General features: G+C 43.6%; 13 protein-coding genes, 6 tRNA genes and 1 riboswitch. Of the genes, 5 read left to right on the top strand and 14 right to left on the bottom strand.

Annotated features, from left to right (window positions below; translation table 11 throughout):
- Nucleotides 1–35: 35 nt before the first annotated feature.
- Nucleotides 36–428 carry an H-NS histone family protein gene (locus tag JEZ96_RS12610; protein WP_011788835.1) on the bottom strand — a complete coding sequence of 131 codons (393 nt, stop codon included), beginning with the start codon at nucleotides 426–428 and terminating at the stop codon, nucleotides 36–38.
- 312 nt (nucleotides 429–740) lie between these two features.
- Between JEZ96_RS12610 and JEZ96_RS12605 the strand changes: the two genes are divergently transcribed.
- The 3 genes from JEZ96_RS12605 (at nucleotide 741) to JEZ96_RS12595 (ending at nucleotide 4,358) form a co-directional block, all read left to right on the top strand.
- Entirely contained in the window at nucleotides 741–1,490 is a 750-nt protein-coding gene (locus JEZ96_RS12605; protein ID WP_025008765.1) for an electron transfer flavoprotein subunit beta/FixA family protein, read from the top strand.
- Nucleotides 1,491–2,417 carry an electron transfer flavoprotein subunit alpha/FixB family protein gene (locus JEZ96_RS12600; protein ID WP_025008766.1) on the top strand — a complete coding sequence of 309 codons (927 nt, stop codon included), beginning with the start codon at nucleotides 1,491–1,493 and terminating at the stop codon, nucleotides 2,415–2,417. It begins immediately after the preceding gene.
- A gap of 95 nt (nucleotides 2,418–2,512) precedes the next feature.
- Nucleotides 2,513–2,709, top strand: a riboswitch (Lysine riboswitch).
- Between the two features lie 80 nt (nucleotides 2,710–2,789).
- The gene (locus JEZ96_RS12595; protein ID WP_011919562.1) at nucleotides 2,790–4,358 is read left to right on the top strand and encodes a Na+/H+ antiporter NhaC family protein; all 1,569 of its coding nucleotides are present in this window, start codon (nucleotides 2,790–2,792) and stop codon (nucleotides 4,356–4,358) included.
- 70 nt (nucleotides 4,359–4,428) lie between these two features.
- On the opposite strand, the gene JEZ96_RS12590 is transcribed toward JEZ96_RS12595, so the two are convergent.
- Together JEZ96_RS12590 and JEZ96_RS12585 are read right to left on the bottom strand one after the other, a co-directional pair.
- Complete coding sequence (locus JEZ96_RS12590) at nucleotides 4,429–6,582, bottom strand: M3 family metallopeptidase (protein WP_061783237.1); 2,154 nt, start codon at nucleotides 6,580–6,582, stop codon at nucleotides 4,429–4,431.
- Between the two features lie 200 nt (nucleotides 6,583–6,782).
- Nucleotides 6,783–8,885 (bottom strand): multiheme c-type cytochrome, encoded by a 2,103-nt coding sequence (locus JEZ96_RS12585; RefSeq protein WP_128090337.1) that lies wholly within the window; start codon nucleotides 8,883–8,885, stop codon nucleotides 6,783–6,785.
- Between the two features lie 542 nt (nucleotides 8,886–9,427).
- Between JEZ96_RS12585 and JEZ96_RS12580 the strand changes: the two genes are divergently transcribed.
- Both JEZ96_RS12580 and JEZ96_RS12575 read left to right on the top strand, forming a co-directional pair.
- Nucleotides 9,428–10,006: a thymidine kinase gene (locus tag JEZ96_RS12580; RefSeq protein WP_011788841.1), complete on the top strand. Its 579-nt coding sequence runs from the start codon at nucleotides 9,428–9,430 to the stop codon at nucleotides 10,004–10,006.
- Nucleotides 10,007–10,108: 102 nt separating this feature from the next.
- Nucleotides 10,109–13,180 carry a transglycosylase domain-containing protein gene (locus tag JEZ96_RS12575; RefSeq protein ID WP_011788842.1) on the top strand — a complete coding sequence of 1,024 codons (3,072 nt, stop codon included), beginning with the start codon at nucleotides 10,109–10,111 and terminating at the stop codon, nucleotides 13,178–13,180.
- Nucleotides 13,181–13,286: 106 nt separating this feature from the next.
- Here JEZ96_RS12575 and JEZ96_RS12570 read toward each other — a convergent pair whose 3' ends face one another.
- The 11 genes from JEZ96_RS12570 to JEZ96_RS12520 form a co-directional block, all read right to left on the bottom strand.
- Nucleotides 13,287–14,666 (bottom strand): sigma-54-dependent transcriptional regulator, encoded by a 1,380-nt coding sequence (locus JEZ96_RS12570; protein WP_128090291.1) that lies wholly within the window; start codon nucleotides 14,664–14,666, stop codon nucleotides 13,287–13,289.
- Nucleotides 14,663–16,474 carry a sensor histidine kinase gene (locus JEZ96_RS12565; RefSeq protein ID WP_061783234.1) on the bottom strand — a complete coding sequence of 604 codons (1,812 nt, stop codon included), beginning with the start codon at nucleotides 16,472–16,474 and terminating at the stop codon, nucleotides 14,663–14,665. Before JEZ96_RS12565 ends, JEZ96_RS12570 begins: the two co-directional genes overlap by 4 nt.
- Before the next feature lie 111 nt (nucleotides 16,475–16,585).
- Nucleotides 16,586–17,983 (bottom strand): TRAP transporter large permease, encoded by a 1,398-nt coding sequence (locus tag JEZ96_RS12560; protein ID WP_011788845.1) that lies wholly within the window; start codon nucleotides 17,981–17,983, stop codon nucleotides 16,586–16,588.
- Nucleotides 17,983–18,627 carry a TRAP transporter small permease gene (locus JEZ96_RS12555; protein ID WP_011788846.1) on the bottom strand — a complete coding sequence of 215 codons (645 nt, stop codon included), beginning with the start codon at nucleotides 18,625–18,627 and terminating at the stop codon, nucleotides 17,983–17,985. The genes JEZ96_RS12560 and JEZ96_RS12555 overlap by 1 nt, the downstream gene beginning before the upstream one ends.
- A 62-nt stretch (nucleotides 18,628–18,689) precedes the next feature.
- Nucleotides 18,690–19,712, bottom strand: a complete 1,023-nt coding sequence (locus JEZ96_RS12550; protein WP_011788847.1) for a TRAP transporter substrate-binding protein — start codon at nucleotides 19,710–19,712, stop codon at nucleotides 18,690–18,692.
- Between the two features lie 592 nt (nucleotides 19,713–20,304).
- Nucleotides 20,305–20,380 (bottom strand) — tRNA-Val (locus JEZ96_RS12545).
- 28 nt (nucleotides 20,381–20,408) lie between these two features.
- Nucleotides 20,409–20,484 (bottom strand) — tRNA-Val (locus JEZ96_RS12540).
- Between the two features lie 28 nt (nucleotides 20,485–20,512).
- A tRNA-Val gene (locus tag JEZ96_RS12535) sits at nucleotides 20,513–20,588 on the bottom strand.
- Nucleotides 20,589–20,632: 44 nt separating this feature from the next.
- Nucleotides 20,633–20,708, bottom strand: a tRNA-Val gene (locus JEZ96_RS12530).
- 37 nt (nucleotides 20,709–20,745) lie between these two features.
- Nucleotides 20,746–20,821, bottom strand: a tRNA-Val gene (locus tag JEZ96_RS12525).
- Nucleotides 20,822–20,865: 44 nt separating this feature from the next.
- Nucleotides 20,866–20,941 (bottom strand) — tRNA-Val (locus JEZ96_RS12520).
- Nucleotides 20,942–21,296: the final 355 nt, after the last annotated feature.

Genomic DNA, 21,296 nt, shown 5'->3' with positions numbered 1-21,296 from the left:
CGAGGATAGTCCTTTTTACTGCGAGTTTGTATGGATTAGATTAAGAAATCATCCATAGAACGGCCTTTGTTGACTTCGTTCTTAAATACGGTTGGCATGCGGCCTTGGCCTGTCCACTGGATCATTTCACCGTCAACTTCAATTTGATATTTCGCTGGGCGAGGTGGACGCTTTTTGCTTGGAGCTTTAACTGCTACACCGCCGAGATCATCAATGGATAAGCCTACCGCTTCCATTTGTTGACGGATTTCTTCAATCTTAGCATTACGAGCAGCAATCATTTGCTGTTCTTCTTCAGCCATTGATTCACGCTCAGATAAAATTTTATCTAGCTTTGAGGCTAAATCTCGTAGTTCTTCAATGCTGAGATCTTTTACTGCAGCTTTAAAACGACGTCCGTGAGTTAATATTTCTAAAAAATCGCTCATATCTATTTTCGTCCCACTTTAATTTTTAATACAGGATAATGGTGAACAACCTCTAAATGATAGAAACTAATATAGCTCGAATCAAATAAAATTATGCAATAAATCGAAATTAAATATTATTTAAATTTTGAACTTTTCGATATATCGCTAATAGCTGTTCAAAAAAGTGGCCAGTAACACAGCATCAAAAAATGCAAACAGTCGTTTGAGTTAGATTGACGTTAACGTTAACAGCACGTAAAGTTGCTCTATCCTGCATTGGTTATTGCCAATGTTTTGTCCATGTACATGAAAGTGTAGGAAGGAAACCCTATGAAAGTATTGGTGCCTGTTAAGCGTGTAGTTGATGCCAATGTGAAGGTCAGGGTAAAAGCTGACAACACAAGCGTTGATACCGCAAACCTAAAAATGGCGTTGAACCCTTTTTGTGAGATCGCAGTCGAAGAAGCGGTTCGGTTAAAAGAATCGGGTAGTGCTACCGAAGTGGTTGTTGTCAGTATTGGTAATAAAGCCGTACAAGAACAGCTACGTACTGCATTAGCACTCGGTGCAGACAGAGCCATTCATATCGATACTGAAGATGATTTAGTGCCCCTTTCAATTGCTAAGCTACTTAAAGCTGTACAGGAAAGAGAGCAAGCGGAATTAGTGATTTTTGGCAAACAGTCCATTGATGGTGATAATAATCAAACTGGCCAAATGTTTGCCGCGTTAATGGATATGCCACAGGCGACCTTTGCTTCAGAAATCAAATTAGAAGCGAATACAGTACAAGTCACCCGCGAGATTGATGGTGGTATGCAGACGCTGAATTTACCCTTACCCGCAGTGGTTACCGCCGATTTAAGATTGAATGAACCTCGTTATGCTTCTTTACCCAACATAATGAAAGCTAAACGTAAGCCATTGGATGTGATAACGGTAGCAGATCTAGGCGTGACGTTAAAAAATCACCAAACCGTAGTAAAGGTCACGCCTCCTGCAGAACGCAAAGCGGGCATCATGGTAGCGTCGGTAGCTGAGCTAGTCGAAAAGTTAAAAAATGAAGCGAAGGTGATCTAAATGGCCATTTTAGTATTAGCTGAACATGATAATGCGGCGTTGAAACTCGACACAGCTAAGGTTGTTAGCGCAGCACGGGCAATAGGTGATGAAGTCCATGTACTTGTCGTGGGCCATCAATGTGGTGCGGTAGTGCAAGCTGCACAGGCGCTACAAGGTGTAAGCCAAGTGTTAGTGGCCGATGCCAGCGCCTATGAAGCGCATTTAGCGGAAAATGTAGCCAAGGTGCTAGTGGATTTATCCCCTCAATATGGCCATATTCTGTCTGCCGCATCGAGTATGGGCAAAGACACTCTGCCACGTGTTGCAGCGCTTTTAGATGTTGCACAAATTTCTGAAGTGATTGCTGTGGTGAGTGCTGATACGTTTGTGCGCCCTGTTTATGCAGGTAGTGCTTTAGCTACAGTACAGAGCCATGATGCGATTAAAGTCATGACAGTGCGCGCTAGTGCATTTGATGCTGTGCCAGAAGGGAATAGCGCTGTTGTGACTCCGCTTGATAAAGTATTTGAAGCAAAGACGCAATTTGTTTCTCAATCACTTACGGTGTCAGCACGTCCCGAACTAGGTAATGCTGGCATTATTGTATCAGGTGGTCGTGGCATGGGCAGTGGTGAAAACTTCGGCATGCTAGAGCAATTAGCGGACAAACTTGGCGCCGCAGTGGGAGCCTCGCGAGCAGCGGTTGATGCGGGTTTTGTGCCTAATGATTTGCAAGTGGGTCAGACGGGTAAAATTGTCGCCCCCAATCTCTATATTGCTGTCGGTATTTCGGGGGCAATCCAGCATTTAGCGGGGATGAAAGACGCTAAAGTCATCGTTGCTATCAATAAAGATCCTGAAGCACCGATATTCCAAGTCGCCGATTATGGCCTCGAAGCGGATTTGTTTGAGGCTGTTCCGGAGTTGATTGCAAGTCTAAGTTGATTTTATCTGTGACATCGGTCACAGTAAGCGGCTTTGCGGTAGCATCTGCTTAGCCGCTTATGTTTTTATGTGCCTCACGCCCGTGAATGGGCGTTCTTAGAAGTAGAGGCGCGCCAAATATCAGTAGTGATCAGTAGGGTGATTCCGAGGATCGATTACGAAAGGATTTGGTGCCGAAGTGGTTTGATTTATCACAATCAACTGCTGGGGTTGTACCGAATAGGTGCAGCACTGCCATAGTATTTTCTAATACGGATATTGGAAATAGTTACTATGGAGCGCTACTGATAGGACAGGTGATCTTGGGTATCTATTGCCTTTTCCCACCAGTTCAGTCGCCCTCCATTCGTATTTTTGACGAAGAAATAATCAATGACTGTTATGAGTTATGCCGATTCGGCACTTTCTTTGCTGCCGCCTGCGGTAGCGATTGTATTGGCGATTTTTACTCGCCGAGTTCTACTGTCCCTTGGATTAGGAATTGTCATTGGAGCGTTATTGCTTAACCAATACTCGCCTGTTGCCAGTGGAGCCTTTTTGTTCAGTAGTGTAAAAGGTCTTTTTTGGGCTGATGACGCTGCTAATACGTGGAATTTATATATTCTTGGTTTTTTAATCGTTTTAGGAATGATCACCGCATTAATTACTGTTAGTGGTAGTGCCCGCGCATTCGCCGATTGGGCTCGTTTGCATATTCGTAATAAGCGTGATGCAAAACTACTCACCATGTTTTTAGGTTGTGTTGTTTTTATTGACGATTATTTCAATAGCTTAGTTGTGGGTTCTGTCGCAAAACCCGTCACAGATCGTTATTATATTTCTCGCGCTAAGTTAGCGTATTTATTGGATTCAACGGCGGCGCCCGTTTGTGTTATTTCACCAGTATCTAGCTGGGGAGCTTATATTATTGCCTTAATTGGCGGTATTTTAACGGCTCATGGTTTTGCAGACTCTGGACATTTGAGCGTATTTGTCCAAATGATACCAATGAACTTCTACGCTATCTTCTCTTTGTTATTATTACTTTGTGTTGCGTTTATGGGACTCGATATTGGGCCAATGCGTGAACATGAGTTAAATGCCCAACGGGGGAATTTATACGATGAAACAAAAGGATTACCCCCCGGAGCGAACGCGGATTTACCCGAGGCTGAAACGGGTAAAATTTTAGGCTTATTCCTGCCGATCACTGTGCTGGTATTTGCAACCTTATATTTTATGATTAGCAGCGGTGCTCAAGTGCTCGCCGCTGAAGGCATTGAGTTTAGTCTTATTTCAGCTTTTGAAAAAACCGATGTGAGCTCATCATTATTTTTGGGTTCCCTGTTCGGGTTAGCCGTGGCTTTAGTGGTTAACGTGGTACAAGGAGTCGAAAAGTCGATGATTGTAAAAGGTGTAGTGCAGGGCGCTCGCTCTATGCTACCCGCGATTTATATTTTGTTATTTGCATGGACAATTGCAGGGATTATTGGCCAACTCGAAACCGGTAAGTTTATGGCGAGTTTAGCGACGGGTAATATTCCTTTTGCTTTCTTACCTGCGCTTATGTTTATTCTGGCGGGATTAACTGCGTTTTCTACGGGCACGAGTTGGGGAACTTTTGGTATTATGTTGCCGATTGCAGCCGATATGGCGATGGGCAGCCATACTGGGATGATGTTACCTATGTTGGCCTCTGTTTTAGCGGGTGCGGTATTTGGCGATCATTGTTCACCTATCTCAGATACCACAATTTTGTCGTCAACTGGCGCGAGTTGTCACCATATAGACCATGTAGTCACTCAGTTACCCTATGCCTTGATAGTGGCGTTTATCAGCTTGGTGGGTTATTTGGTACTCGGGTTTACAGAGTCGGTCAGTGCAGGTTTAGTGACCTGTAGTGTGTTGTTGGTGATGAGTGTTATTTGGCTGAGAATAAAATCAACAGGTGCAGTGAAATAGGACTAAGTGTGTTTGGATATAAAAATCAGCCAGCAATTGCTGGCTGATTTTTATGGATCTGATGTTCGTTTTATTTATTGGCGCTATTTAAACCACGGCGGTTAAGTAAACCCTCAGTAGTGGGCTCTTGACCTCGGAAGTTTTTATAGGCCTCCATTGGTGGCACACTGTTACCCACTTCACGGATCGTTTTACGATACTTCATGCCAATCTCTCGATTGAGTCCGCCTTGAGTTTGTACATAGGCGAAAGCATCTGCTGCTAAAATTTCACTCCACATATAAGCATAATAACTTGCCGAGTAACCGCCGGGGAAGGCGTGGGCAAAATAGGTTGACTTATAGCGTGGTGGCACGGCGCTAATGTTTAAGCCGTGTTTTTTAAGCGCATTAGCTTCAAAGGTGGCGACATCTTGCAGCGGCGTGTCAGGGCTTAATGAATGCCACTCCATATCCACTAATGCGGCGGCCATATATTCTAAGGTATCAAAACCTTGGTTAAAGCTGCCTGATTTCAGTAACTTTTGCAGTAGTTCATCAGGAATCGGCTTACCAGTTTCATAGTGTTTAGCATAGTTAGCTAACACTTTAGGATGGGCTGCCCAATCTTCTTCAAATGTGGATGGGAATTCCACAAAATCACGGGAAACTGAGGTGCCAGCGAGGCTTGGATAAGTTACCTTTGAGAACATGCCATGGGTACCGTGACCCATTTCATGGAACATGGTTGTGACTTCGTTATAGCTAACGAAGGTTGGCTCGCCCTCCGGTGCCTTTTTAATGTTCATCACATTGACGACAACAGGTTTCGTGCCTTCTAAGAAAGATTGACCCACAAATGAACTCATCCATGCGCCACCACGTTTACCTTCGCGGGCAAAATAGTCAGCATAGAAAATCGCCATGCTTGAGCCATCGGCATCAAACATTTCATAGGCTTTCACATCGGGATGGTACACAGGTAAATCTGGGCGTGGTTTTAGGGTGACGCCGTAAAGTTCTTTAAGTGTATAGAACACCCCGTCTTCTAGTACACGGTTAAACTCAAAGTAAGGGCGAACACTGTTGGCATCAAGCGCGTATTTTTCTTGGCGCACTTTTTCAGCGTAAAATTCCCAATCCCAAGGGGCGAGTTCAAACTTACCACCGGTTTTAGTGATCATCGCTTGAATATCAGCCGCTTCTTTTTGAGTGTTGGCAACTACCGCGGGCACCATAGAGCCAAACATGCTGTAAACCGCTTCAGGCGTTTTAGCCATTTGCGGCGCTAAGCGATAGGTTGCCCAGTTTTCATATCCTAAAAGAGCCGCTCGTTCGGCGCGAAGTTGTGCTAAACGCGAGACTAATGATGCTGTTTCATTTTCCCCCGTTAAACCGCGGTTAGCGGAGGCTTCCCAAATACGTTGGCGTAGCTCACGATTTTCCAATGAGGCGAGTATCGGCTGGCGTGTTGTGTTGGTGATATTGATAAGGTACTTGCCATCGTGTCCTGCGGCTTTGGCATCGTTGGCGGCTGAAGTGATTTCACTGTCGGTTAAACCTACCAGTTCATCTTTTGAATCAACAACGATAGCGATTTCTTTCGTTAAGCGCAGTAAACGCTGAGAGAATTCGTTTGTTAAGGTTGATTGCTCTTCATTTAATGCACGGATTTTGACTTTTTGTTCGTCAGTGAGTTTTGCACCCGCCATGATAAAGCGTTGGTGGTAAACCTCAACTAAGCGTTGAGCCTCAGGTGTTAAACCTAGGTTGGTGCGGTCATTATAAATGGCTTCGATACGGGCAAATAAGGCGGGATTTAAATTGATATTATCCGAGTGGGCAGCCATCTTAGGGGCCATTTCCCCTTGGATTTTACGTAGCTCAGGATTGCTGTTTGAGCCAGCTAAGTTATAAAACACGCTTGAGGCACGATTCAGTAGCGCGCCGCTTTTTTCCATCGCAACAATGGTGTTCTCAAAGGTGGGGGCCGCAGGATTATTGGCGATAGCCAGAATTTCTTGATATTGCTCGGCAATACCTTGCTCGAGTGCGGGTTTAAAATGTTCATCTTTGATGAGGTTAAAGTCGGGAGCTTGATATTGCAGTGTACTGGCTTGTAGCAATGGATTTTGGACAGGTATTGAAACAGCATTAGGTGCAGCGTTTTCTGTGTTGCTGCAACCTGCCATCAATCCGGCGGTGAGCGTGGCGCCGATGGCTATGGCAATAAAACTTTTACGCATTTAAATGACTTCCTTAGAATTTGTTGTTTTTTTAGGACTCTAACCTTAATAACTTAAATAGGTCTGAAAATGTTTGTGCCCGGCTATCTTGCCATAAAAAAGGAGCCTCGCGCTAGCGAGACTCCTTGAGCTATTTCCTTGCAGGGAAAATAGGTACCGCTTTTTACTTACTGCTTAATCACGCGATGATGGATGATTAATTAGCGAGTAAACTTGTGGTATTTATCAATACCATAACTTCTACCTGTGTCATGACATACTGCACAAGATTCAGAGGTTGGTTGTTTAAACCAGTCAGCCACTTTTGGTACGCTGATTTCACCACCGTTAGTTGCCATATGCGCCTTAGCAGAATCGCTAGTGTGGCAGGCATAACAGTTTGCGGTGACAGGGCTTGTCATATTACCACCCGGTTCAGCGATGTATTGATTTGGCACTTTGCTTAAATCAATGGCTTTAGTGTGACAGGCTACACAGCTAGTAGAGGCTTCAATTGCGCCTGCACCGTTAGCGATTTTTGCTTGAGTGCCATCGGCTTTGACTTCACCCACTTTAGCACCATTACCCCAGTGCCAGCTGTGTACCATAGGACCAAAACCAGCACCTAAGGCTGCTGTAGTACGTTCCATACCGTTATCATGGCAAGCGATACAAGCCTTACCACCTTCATCGAAGGCACCATTTTTGTGGAAGGCAGTTCCATCGTTGTGGCAAGTGGTACAACTGTTATCGCTAACCACTGAGCGGCGGCCAAAGGCTGAGACTTTTGCACCAGTCGTTGGGTTAACAACGTCAGAGTAAGCGGTGAAAGATACGCCCATGGCGCCATCATATCCGTTAGCTCTTAGGTTGCCATTGCTTTGATAACGCGCTTTACCATCATACTCCATCCAACCAGCGGTACTGAATGTTACGCGAGCTGAGTAGACATAGTTAGCATTCACTGCGGTGATATCAGTCAGTAAGTGACAGATATTTTTAGTACCATCAGTGTTGTAACCATAGTAGTAGTTAGTACGGTTACCTGGGCGTCCCACTAAGCTGCCATTTTCATAGGAATGTAAATAGGCACCTGCATAGACGATTGGTTTCGCGGCATTAAATACTGTTGTGTAGTTGAACTTATCTTTAATGTTGAAAATGTTACCATCAACATCTTTAACCGTTAATGTAGTACAGAAGCCTGGTGCTGCTACTGATGCTGTGGCATTCGTTGGTGCATAGTGGTCAGTTTTAGTCGAAATATCATCGACTTTAACAGGAGTTGATAATTCCAATTTGTACTTAGCACGAATGGCTTGACGTTCTGTTATACCCGCTTTGCTTTCGTGCATAATGCGTAAATCCGCACCATTGCTTGGGATCACAACGCCTGGTACACCACCACTGTTGTGGCAGTCAATACAACCTGGGCCAGATACGTTGATATTGTTAGGCGCTTCAACGTGGCAAGAAGTACAGTTCATCACGCTGAAATCTTTAGTAAATTTCTGGTGATTGATATGACCAATTTTGGATAGTGTGTTAGTCGCGTAGCTACCGGTAGAGAAACCTTCAGCATTGACAACTGCGCGGCTGACAGAACCGTGACAGACTAAACAGCCTTCTACGAAGGTGACTTCGCTGTCCATTCCGCTTGCAACATAGCTTGCATGACGACGTGGGCTAGTGGAGTAGTCGATATGACAAGAGTAGCAGCTATCGGTTGTGGTTGAATGTGTGCCTTCTGGTTTGTTAACGACTAAAGGCCTAGACGTTGCAATGCCATCATTTCCACCGACACGTAACCAAACGATACCTTCAGTGGCAGGGTTTACCCCTTTCATTGGCACTTTAAACTGGTAGTGGCCATCAGCCAAAGCCGTTAACTCTGCACTCGCAGTTGCTTGAGTCGCGTCACCACCTACATGAACATTGTCTGCAATACCGTTTTTATCGGCTTCAGTGCGGTTGGTGATAAAACCTTTATCGGTTAATGCCGCCACTTTAGCTTGAGCATTTAACAGTCCATTGATTGGGCTATTGTTTTCATCTGTAATTTCGAATTCGTAACTAATACTACCTTCAGCAAAGCTGTAGTTAATTACTTTAACATTGGTTACGGTCGATTTGGTTACTGGCGCTGGTGTCCATGGTTTACCAGGTTCACCAGGGGTTCCTGGAGTACCGGGTGTTCCTGGGACCCCTGGTGTGCCTGGCGTGCCAGGGGCACCATCCTTACCATCATCCCCACAGCCAACAAGGGCGCCGGTTAAGGCTAAGGCAACAACATATGCCAGTTTTTTAGAGGTGAAAATTCTCATCATAATCTCCAATTGATCCAATATGCGAATAAAGGACGGATTGCAGCACTAAGTTTGCAGGGGAGATTAGTGCTTTTAACCGCTGATTTTAATTTGCAAGCTATCGAATACTTTTATTTTTTTAAAATTGAGCACTTATTGTCTCAAAGGGAATATTACTGTTAATTGTTTGTTGTTTTTTTGAGCCTTACCGCATTTATGACTATTACTTTAGAGGTAGATCTCAATTTTGGTATTTAGCGTCCATCACTTTTTCCTGATAAAACAGCATTTAATCTTGGTTTAAGGTTATTTTAACAATTTACTGACGATTTACATTTGCATTACATCTTGTTTAGTGAGACTTAAATTAGCGTAAGTAGAAATGATGATGCTGGGGAGCGAAATTTAAGATTTGGATGTAATTTAGTGCGATTATCTTAATTCGTCATAAAAGCTTAGATAAGGATAGTGTTTTGATGGGGGAGGCAATGTTAAACTAATATGCAATTTTGCTCTGGTGATTGACACGTAAGAGATAATGTTTTTAAAGGGTATAAGTTTTGGCACAACTGTATTTTTACTATTCGTCAATGAATGCGGGCAAATCCACGTCATTATTGCAATCTTCTTATAATTATCGCGAACGTGGTATGCATACCTTAGTGATGACGGCCTCTATTGATGATAGATATGGCAAAGGTAAAGTGGCCTCCCGTATTGGTATTGAAACCGATGCACAGGTTTTTAGTAGCCAAGATAATCTGACTGAAATGATCCAAGCCGTGCATCAAGTTACGCCATTAAGTTGTGTTTTATTGGACGAATGCCAGTTCTTAAGTAAAGAACAAGTAAAACAGTTGACTTATGTTGTTGATAAGCTAGATATTCCAGTGTTGTGCTATGGGCTGCGAACAGACTTTCAAGGTGAACTTTTTAGTGGTAGTCATTATTTGTTGGCTTGGGCCGATAAGTTAGTCGAGTTAAAGACGATTTGTCATTGTGGACGTAAAGCAAATATGGTGGTTCGTCTTGATGATGAAGGTAAAGTGATGCGTGAAGGTGAGCAAGTGGCTATCGGTGGTAATGAGCGTTATGAATCAGTGTGTCGCAAGCATTTTCGTGAATTTATCTGGGATTAGATTAGACAATAGACAAGATCGATATTTAGGTACCTAGATTTTACCAAAAGCGGTTAATAGTGAATAAAATACGTTCTCGCTTTATGATTTTTTGGAGCAGTTTTGCCTAATTCTACGCAAGAGATGCAGTTCGAAAATTATCGTCCTCGCCCACCGCAACCTGAGCCTAAAGCCAAGGCTCAGCCTAAGGTTAGATCTAAGGGGCGTGCTTGGTTTCTCTTTTTTATCCTTATTTTATGCTTGGCCATTTTAATTGGCCAAGAAATGAAGACTTCTTTCTACCAAGCAAAATTTATCCATCAATATGCTAAAACCCTCACCTATGAATTAAAAAATGAGCCAACGCAGTCAGTTATTTATCCAAGTTATGGTCCTTTTGATGAACGTCATGGCTATAGCAAGTTACCGAACTATATTGACAGATTGTTGCAGCGAAACTTTCAGATAACGCGGCAGGTGGCATTCTCGCCAGCGTTACAAGAGTATACCCAGTTGGGTTTTTTCCCTCCTTACCATGAGAAGGCGCAATCGGGATTAACACTGCTTGATTGCCGCAATACAGATCTTTATCAGTTTACCTATCCTAAGCGGGTTTATCAGGATGACGATAAGATCCCTAATGAGATTGTGAATACCCTCTTATTTATTGAAAACCGAGAGCTTTGGACCACCGAAAATAAGCTAAACCCAGTGATAGATTGGCCACGCTTTGTGGTCGCCGGATTTAGTCAAATCGCAGAAATGCTAGGTTTTAATGTTGCCACGGCGGGTGGTAGTACTCTCGCGACTCAAATTGAAAAGTTTCGCCATTCTTCACAGGGCTTAACCTTAAGTATTAAAGATAAATTATTGCAAATTGGCTCTGCCAGCGTGCGAGTTTACCAGCAAGGTGAAAATACTGAACCTGCTCGCAAGCGCATTGTGCAGGATTACTTGAACACAGTTCCGCTATCCTCAGCACCAAATCACGGTGAAGTACATGGTATTGGTGATGGTTTATGGGCGTGGTTTGGGACGGATTTTGATACGGCTAATAAGCTGTTGTCGGCTCCGCAAATCAAAGCCAATGCGGTAAAACGCGGCCAAGTATTCCGCCAAGTGGTTGCATTAATGATTGCCCAGCGTCGTCCGTCCTATTACCTATTACAGGGGCATGAAGATTTAGAGAATCTGGTTGATAGTCATATTCGCTTGCTCGGAGAATATTATTTAATCGACCGAAATCTACGTGATGCTGCGTTAGCACAACGCCTTGAATTTAAAGTGGCGAAACCGCAACGTAATGTGCAATCGGGTGCCGATAAAGGCATTAATACGATTCGTATACGTACTGCTGGGATGCTGAATGTAGGGCTTTACGATTTAGATAGACTCGACCTCACGGTAAATAGCAGCTTGCATAGTGATTTACAGCAGCAAGTGAGTCAATACTTACGCAGTCTTGCTCAAGCGTCTACGGCAGAGCAAGTTGGCTTATTGGGTGAGCGTTTGCTTGAGCCTAACCAACTGCAGAATGTGCTCTATAGTTTTACCTTATATGAGCGAACTGATACGGCTAACCGTGTAAGGGTTCAGACTGATAGTACCGATCAACCCTTCGATATTAACGAGGGGAGTAAGCTCGAACTCGGTTCTACGGCTAAATTGCGGGTTATGGCCACTTATTTGGAGATCATTGCCGAGATCCACGATAAATATTCCAAAAAACATGGCATAGAATTAGAGTCGATTATTATCGAGCCTCGGGATCATTTAACCCGCTGGGCAATTGATTACCTTATTGTTAATCCTGATAGGCGTCTTGATCGCATGTTAGATGCGGCACTGCAGCGTGAATATTCAGCCTCACCGAATGAGCAATTCTTTACGGGTGGTGGTTTGCATGTGTTTAATAACTTTAAAAAAACAGAAGATTTAAAAATACCCACACTCTACCAAGCTTTGCAGGATTCAATCAATTTACCCTTTGTGCGCCTTATGCGCGACATAGTCAATTACAGTAGCAGTATGCAAAATGAGGGCAATATGGCCCAGTTGCTACGTAATGACAAAGATCCTCGTCGCGAAGAATATTTACGGGTTTTTGCTGACAGGGAAGGTAATACCTTCGTCACTAAATTTTATCGTAAATATAAGAAAGTGGCGGCTAATGAGCGTTTAGACATGTTCTTCGATGGTCAATCCCAATCGGAACAACAACTGACGGCAGCATATCGTTATTTGCTCCCCGATGAGTCTATGGCGTCATTTAAGGCATTTTTACAGCAGCGTCTGCCACAAACCACCTACAGTGATAAGCGCATTAAAGATCTGTATAACAAATACGGGCCTGATAAATATAATTTGCCTGATCAAGGCTATATTGCACGCGTGCACCCGTTAGAGCTATGGGTGCTGAAATATCTTAATCATCATCCCGATGCCAATTTGAACGATGTTAAAGAGGCTAGCCAGCAGCAGCGCCAAGAAGTCTATCGTTGGTTATTTAGAACTCGGCATAAAAATGCCCGTGATGTTCGTGTGCAAGTGATGTTAGAAGTTGAGGCCTTCTTAGATATTCATCAGCGTTGGGCGCGTTTAGGTTATCCCTTTGAGACTATGGTGCCATCTTTAGGTTCGGCCCTTGGTAGCTCTGGGGATAGACCTGCAGCCCTTGCTGAATTGATGGGCATTATCCAAAACGATGGCTACAGGTTGCCTACCGTGCGGATTAATCAATTGCATTTTGGTGTTGATACTCCTTACGAGGTGATGTTACAAAATCAGAGCCTTCAAGGTGAACGTGTTATGCGCCATGAAGTTGCACAGGCTTTAAAAGCGGCGTTGGCGAATGTGGTTCAAAATGGTACAGGACGGCGTTTAAAGGGCCTTTTTGTTGATGAACAAGGCGCTATGTTGGCGATTGGAGGAAAAACTGGCACGGGAGATAACCGTATTGTGACCCAAATGCAGCAGGGCAAAAAGGTTGCTACGACAGCCATGAATCGAACCGCGACCTTTGTATTCTATTTAGGGGATAAATATTTTGGCACTTTAACCGCTTTTGTGCCTGGTAGTAAATCCGATGATTTTAGTTTTACGTCGGCACTGCCACTGCAAGTAATGAAAGGAATGATGCCTATTCTGTCACCTTATGTGACAACGCCAAAGGGCATGTGTGTTGTTGCTGAATAAACGTATTTTTGAGATTATTAATAAAATCCCCGTTTAGATAAATCTAAGTGGGGATTTTATTAAGTTGAGTTATGGTGCGATTTAACAGTTGAAATCGCAATATTCCCTAGTCCTCTGAATTTACATATTGCTTGCGGTCTAAATCATATTTGCGCATCTTGTCATATAAGGTTTTGCGAGGGAGTTCAAGCTGTTCCATCGTCAGTTTGATACTGCCTTTGTTGTGGCTTAAGGCTTCCTCAATCAGTACACGCTCGAAAAACTCGACCCGTTGCAGTAAAGACATGCTGGAGTGCAGACTTGGTGTATTGCCAAGTGAACCGGCAAAAGCGGCTTCTCCACCGAGTAGTACATAGCGTTCAGCCAGATTACGTAATTCACGTACATTGCCCGGCCAGTCGTGTGAGGTGAGTATGGCATTTTGCTCAGCATTTAACGCGATAAGTGCTTTGTGATATCGAGCCGATGCGACTCGCGCAAAATGTAAAAAGAGTAGGGGAATATCTTCACGTCGATCCCTTAGTGGCGGAATGGGAACCGTCACTAGATTCAAGCGGTAGAGTAAATCTTGACGAAACTCCCCAGTATCACACAGGCTTTTTAAATCAACTTTGGTGGCGGCAATCACACGTATATCTAAATTGATGCTTTTATTGGAACCTAAGCGTTCAACTTTACGATCTTCTAACACTCTGAGTAGTTTCACTTGGAGCGAGAGTGGTGTACTTTCAATTTCATCCAAAAACAGTGTGCCACCATTAGCGTATTCAAACTTACCCACCCGCATTTTATCGACCCCCGTAAAGGCACCAGCTTCGGCGCCAAAGAGTTCACTTTCGATAAGATTTTCAGGGATCGCGCCGCAGTTAATGGCCACAAAGTTGGCTTGGTTACGGTTGCTGTGATCGTGCAGATAACGGGCAACGAGTTCTTTACCTGTGCCTGTTTCTCCTTCAATCAATACGTCAGCAGGCGTATTGATGACTTGTTCAATAATATGGCGCATACGGTTAATGCCAACACTGTGCCCCAAAATACGTGGCCCGGGAACGCTTTGGCTCTCTAGCTCTTTTTTTAGTTTACGGTTTTCTAGGGTCAAACTGCGTTTACCTAAGGCACGTTTAACCACATCAAGCATATGTTCATTATTAAAGGGTTTTTCGAGAAAATCGTAAGCGCCTTGCTTTAAGGCATTGACTGCCATAGCGATATCGCCAAAACCTGTGAGTAGGACTACTGGTAAATCAGGATCTTGCTGGCGAATTTGTTGCATAAGACTAATGCCATCAAGCTGTGGCATATTCACATCGGAGATCACGACTCCGGCCCAATCTTTATCAAGCAGTTTGGCAATATCTTTAGGTTCAGTGCGAGTGATGGCTTTAATACCTTCTAGTTCGAACAATTGCACTAAGACGGTGCCTATATGTGGCTCATCATCGATGATAAGTACTGAATAGTCTTGGATTGAATTGGGCGCATTCATAGTGACTGGCGTTCCTCGAGTAAATAAATCGGTAAAATAATCTGAAAAATAGCCCCACCATTTTCGGCATTGGCGACATTAATCTGGCCTTGCATAGACTCGATGATACGTTGTGAAATTGATAGGCCTAATCCTAAACCATGGCGCTCGTTTGTCGTGAAATAGGGCTCAAAGATTTTTTCCATTTGGCTTTCGCGAACACCTGGGCCCGAATCTTGAATGCTGATACAAAACTTATCTTGTTTGCTTACCCTGATAATCAGACGGCGTTTAATTGATTGTTGCATAGCGACAATCGCATTACTCATAATGTTGACCAACACTTGCTGTAATCTGACTTTATCCCCCCAAACCTGATAATTGCCATCGGGGAGTTGCACATCCAATTCTACGCCTTGTTTATCGATAGCTGGTTGAACTATGGTTAAGGCTTGTGTGATGCAGCGATTAATATCTGTAGCGCTATCAGTACCTTGGCTTTTACGAGTAAAACTTTTAAATTGGCCGACAATATCGGCGAGTCTGTCGGTGAGTTCGATAATAATTTTAAGATTATCCTGTGCCTTATCTTGCATATCCCTCGCAAGAAACGTCTGAGTGTTTTGTGCATAACTGCGCAATGCCGCCAAAGGTTGATTAAGTTCATGGTTAATACTGGCAGATAAGCTACCGATAACGGTTAGCTTTGCCGCTTGAATAAGTTCATCTTGAGTATCTTTGAGGCGTTCATTAGCTTGTTGTAAATCTTGTGTACGTTCTTCAACCCGTTGTTCAAGAAGACTTTGTGCCAGTTGCATGCGTTGTAAATTACGTCTCCGCTCTGCACTAAATAAAAGCGCTAATGCAAGCAACAGATAAATCGAAGCAGAAAGTAGCATAAGAGCGGGCATGGATTCGTGTAAGGGTTTCATTGGCGCTAGAATGTGAACTCGCCAACCCGCTTTTGTCATCTCGTGGTGGGTATCCATATATTGAGCTTGGGTTATACCCGTGCGAATTTGGTAAATATGGTCGTAGTTTTCGCCGCTATATTGATAATGTGGTTTGATTAATAGTTCGCTAATAGTCCGTTCGGCGTAGCGTTTTGAAGCATTTAGCGCGTATTGTTTAGCTTGGGTGAGTGGCGTTAAGGAGGTGAGGCGCCATTCATCAATACTGGAAATAAAAACGATATCATCGGGATCGCTGATCACAAACTGATACTGGCCCGCAATGGCAATACTGGTGCTCTGTTGCTCTATATCGGCAATATTCACTTTCACCACAATCGCGCCGAGTATACCTTTCCCACCTTGCTGATAAATCGGGTAAGAGAAGTAAAAACCACGTTTATCTGAGCTAGTACCGACGGCATAATAGCGCCCTAAATTTCCTGAAATGGCATCGGTATAATAGGGCCTGAAGGAATAATCTTTACCAATAAATGAGAAACTCTGTTGCCAGTTACTGGCGGCAATAGCAATACCCAGCGCATCAATAAGATAAATATCAGATGCTTCAGTAACATGCTGGATTTCTTCTAAATAGAGATTCAACTCTTGGACTTTTTGAGGATTCTGCTGATCGTTGAGCACCTGCGCCAGCATTGGGTTGGTCGAAAGCACGTGGGGGATACTCTCATAGCGTGAAAGCGCACCATCCAAAAAACTGACGAGTTCCTTTAATTGTTGTTCAGATTGGGTTTGGATTTCAATTTTACCTTGATGCAAATGAATCCAATAGGTCAACTTTAGGATTGCGAATAATCCCGTGAGTAGCACTATCGTCAAAAAGAGACGTTTTTTGGCTGTTGGCGTCATGGGGAGCATAGCGGGCGATCCTGATTATCACTTAACCTAAAACAAAGCGAGCCTAAGTAGGCTCGCTTAAAAACTATCTATAATCAAGGAATAATATCGACTCCTTGAGAAGACCTTTTACTAATACCCCCTTAACTTATCCAGCATCTCGGGTAAAAACAGGGATATTTGTGGCACATAGGTAATAAAGGCTAAGAAGACTAGCATCAACAATAGCCATGGGAGTACGGAGTGGATAACCCAGCCAATACTGCGTCCAGTAATCCCCGATGTCACAAAAAGGTTGAGTCCAACAGGCGGCGTTAGCATACCTATTTCCATGTTCACCACCATGATAATCCCTAAGTGAATAGGGTCAATTCCCAACTGAGTTGCAATTGGAAAGAGGATCGGCGCCATAATTAGTACTATCGCAGACGGTTCCATAAAGTTCCCTGCCGCGAGTAGCAACAAGTTGACGATAATCAGGAAGCCCCAAGCGGGTAGACCCATACTGACAATATATTCGGCGATTATATGGGGTATACGCTCTGTTGTAAGTACATGCGCAAACAGCATTGCGTTAGCAATAATAAACAGCAGCATAATGCTGACTTTAGCACCATCACGCACCACATTTCGTACTTCAGTATCTACGGGGGTTTTTATTAAGCCCAATATCATATGCCATAGGTTGCGGGCAATCGCATTCGGTAGGCTTTCGCCTGAGTTGCGCCATGCGACATTTTTCAGCGGCCCAATATCACGATAACCAAATACCGCAATCAAATAAGCATACATACAAGCCACAGCAGAGGCTTCAGTTGGACTGGCAATACCACCGTAAATGGAACCTAAAACTATCAGAATAAGTGCTAAGCCACCGAGCGCCTTAGCACTGGAAAGTCCTAATTGTTTAATGCCAGGGAAGGGGCGTGATGGTAGGTTTTTAAAACGGGCAACGATATAGATGACTACCATGAGTAGCAAACCCATTAATAAGCCAGGAATCAAACCTGCCATAAACATTCTTGCTGCTGATACTTCGGTCGCTGCCGCATACACTAACATCACAATCGATGGCGGGATCAAAATCCCAAGAGTGCCTGAGGTAGTAATGACACCAGCTGCAAATTTTTCAGGATAACCCGCTTTTACCATACCAACGATCACTATTGAACCAATGGCGGCAACGGTTGCAGGGGATGATCCTGAAACCGCAGCAAACAGCATACAGGCCATAACCGATGCCATCGCGAGACCACCACGGATATGTCCAATACTGTCCATGGCAAAGTCAATAATACGCCTTGCTACACCACCAGTTGATAAAAAGGCTGACGATAGGATAAAGAAGGGAATGGCCAGTAGCGTGTAATGCTCTGATGACGACTCATAGAGTTTTAGGGCAATAGAGGCTAAAGAGTCATTGGAGAAGAATAAAATGGTGAGCATGCTGGAAAAACCTAGCGCAATGGCGATCGGCATGCCTAAAAACATACAGACGAGTAGGGCGGTAAATAGGGTTGCAATGGCCATTATTTTACCTCCTTGTTATCTGTCGTTGTGTGAGTTTGCTGCGCACTTTCATCGATTAAATGCATACTTTCTTTCGCTTCATCGGCAAATTTTAAGCCTGAGACTTGGTTGCGGAGAATGGCGATAAATAATTCTAGAAAACGCCATGTGAGCATAGTAAAACCAATCAACAGGATACTTTGGGATAACCAAATGGGGACAGCCCCATCATCCACGTCAATTCTTAGGGTATTCCAAGCAAAATCAGGATCTAAATTATTGAGTAATGCTCTTGGAAAATGGATGTCTTCCATTGGTACACCAACGTGATACATCTGCGATAGATATTCAAAACTGCCTTTTAAAAACAATCCACAATAAATTAAACAGATTGAGGTTGTGATTAAGGAGGTGATTTTTTTTGCCTTTGGCGGCAAGCTTTTTACAAAGGCATCGACACCGATATGTGCGCCAACCTTGACTCCGTAGGACATACCAAACAACACAAACCACCCACACAGGGTTAATGTCAGTTCTTGGATCCACAGAAAACCGGTATTAAAGAAAAACCGTGCTACAACCTCTGTAAATACAAGCAGTGTCATCAGGGTAATAAGTAAATTGAGCATACCTATTTCAAAGTAACCAAAAATTCGCGATATCACAGTTTGTACTCCCCTCGCTCAAATACCGCTTAACCTCAACTAAGGTTAAGCGGTTATTTTAATTATTGTTTATTTGCAGCAACGGCGGCTTCGATGATATCTTTGCCAACTTGATCTTCGAATTTCGCCCACACAGGTTTCATTACATCTACCCATTGTTGACGTTCTGCAGGCGTTAATGTCACTAACTGTGAGCGTTTAGAATCGAGGATTAATTGTTTATCTTCGTTATCTTTCTCGGCAGCAATTTTATTCCCTAATGCGATTGACTCATCTAAGGCTTCTTTGATGATTTTACGTTTGTCTGCTGGTAATCCTTTCCAGAAGGTATCTGAGGTTACAACCATATAATCAAGTACACCATGATTACTCTCTGTGATATGGCTTTGAACTTCATAGAATTTTTGTGAATAAGTATTAGACCAAGTATTCTCTTGACCATCGATAGCGCGGGTTTGTAGCAGGGTAAATACTTCCGAGAACGGTTTTTTTACTGGAATCGCACCAATCGCATCAAATTGAGCCGCTAATACGTCCGATGCCATCACGCGGAACTTTAACCCTTTTGCATCAGAAGGTTGTTTAAGCGGGGTATTGGCTGAGAATTGCTTCATACCATTATGTAAATAGCCTAAGCCGACAATCCCTTTACGTGTCATTGAGTTTAATAATGTTTGCCCCGCTTCTCCCTGCTGGAAGCGATTTACTGCATCCATATCGTTGAATAAAAAGGGCAGATCGAATATCTGTAAACGTTTTGTGTAGCGTTCAAATTTTGATAGAGAAGGCGCTACAAATTGCACATCATTTAATAGTAATGCTGCTAACTCGTTGTTATCCCCAAATAACTGTGAGCTAGGATATACACTGACTTTGTATTCACCCGGTAAGCGTTGTTCAACCAACTCTTTAAATTTCAACGCCATTTGGCCTTTGGGGGTGTTTTCTGCAACCACATGAGAAAACTTAATTTCGACGGGGGCTGCAAGCACGTTAAAACTGGTTGCAATAACAGATGCAATAGCAAGCATCTTCGCAACAGTTTTCAATGGGCGGTTCATACTAATCTGTTGATTCAATGTCATTTTGAGTTCCTTTTTCTGTTGTTAGGATTTGTCCTCAGTCTTGGTTAGTTTGTTACCAAGTGTGAGTAGGAATACAGCCTTGACTTCCCTGAGGTCTGTTCTACTTAACGCAAATACCACGCCAACTTACATTGAAGTCTGTAAGTGTTTGGTTAACAAAGTGTAGTTCATTTGATGTGTGTCACACCGCTGAATTGGTGGGTGAGATCTCGCTCACACTGATATGGTGAATGGGTGGGAACCCACCCAAAAGTTAATAGTGGCTTTATTTCTATTGAATATAGAGTGCCGACTAAGTGAGCAGAATGCGTTATTTTTAGATCAAAATGTGATTTATAAATCAATGCTCCTTAAATCAAAACTTGCCGTGGTTGCTATTTTGTCATCGGTGTTAATTGGAATTATTGCCGGTACATAGTAGGGCTAAAAAAGCATTTAAGAGGGCATTTGTACTGAGCTGGCTGTATTTATGGCGTATTTTATAAGTATTGTTTGTGGTTAATTAAATGAGGAAAAGATATTTACAGGCAAGGGTGTTGTAGTTAGATCTTGAGCGTAGATTTAGCTTGGGGCTTCGAACAACAGGGGGATATGGTGGTCGCTACTGGGTTCGAACCAGTGACCCCCTCCTTGTAAGGGAGGTGCTCTCCCAGCTGAGCTAAGCGACCTGGGATTTCAATCGGGTATTGCAGAATATGGTGGTCGCTACTGGGCTCGAACCAGTGACCCCCTCCTTGTAAGGGAGGTGCTCTCCCAGCTGAGCTAAGCGACCTGGGATTTTAATTGAGTATTGTAGAATTTGGTGGTCGCTACTGGGCTCGAACCAGTGACCCCCTCCTTGTAAGGGAGGTGCTCTCCCAGCTGAGCTAAGCGACCTGGGATTTTACATTACACAATTGGAGTCATTATTCACTGAAGAATGGTGGTCGCTACTGGGCTCGAACCAGTGACCCCCTCCTTGTAAGGGAGGTGCTCTCCCAGCTGAGCTAAGCGACCTGGGAATGACTTACACAGTCCTGTAAATTAAGTTATATGGTGGTCGCTACTGGGCTCGAACCAGTGACCCCCTCCTTGTAAGGGAGGTGCTCTCCCAGCTGAGCTAAGCGACCTGGGATATAACTATTATCTACAGCGGTTATTTCTTTCAAATAAATGGTGGTCGATACTGGGCTCGAACCAGTGACCCCCTCCTTGTAAGGGAGGTGCTCTCCCAGCTGAGCTAATCGACCTCGCTGTGTGGAGCCGTATTATAGGGAGGTTCGATCTAGTGTCAACGCTTTTTAATGAAAAAAGCATTGGTCGCGCTATTTTTGTTCGCATTGACTTAATGTTAAACATATCACCGATTAAAGTGTTATTTCAGGGGGTTGTACCGTGCAGAGACTTATCGGCATAGATCATTCATATGGGCTGAGATAAAGTCAGCAAAGTCATCATTGATTTTCGTTTTCATATGTACCCAAACCACCTGAATCCTGCGCCTTCAGGTGGTTTGGGTATTAAAGGTCATGATTCAGAGATCCAATTTAATGAGATGGGATATTTGTCCCATTTGCAGGGCCTGCTTTGACTGTTAGAATAAGC

It is taken from the genome of Shewanella putrefaciens, from assembly GCF_016406325.1.
GTDB classification, from domain to species: Bacteria; Pseudomonadota; Gammaproteobacteria; order Enterobacterales; family Shewanellaceae; genus Shewanella; species Shewanella putrefaciens.
This window is presented reverse-complemented; position numbering and strand designations above follow the sequence as displayed.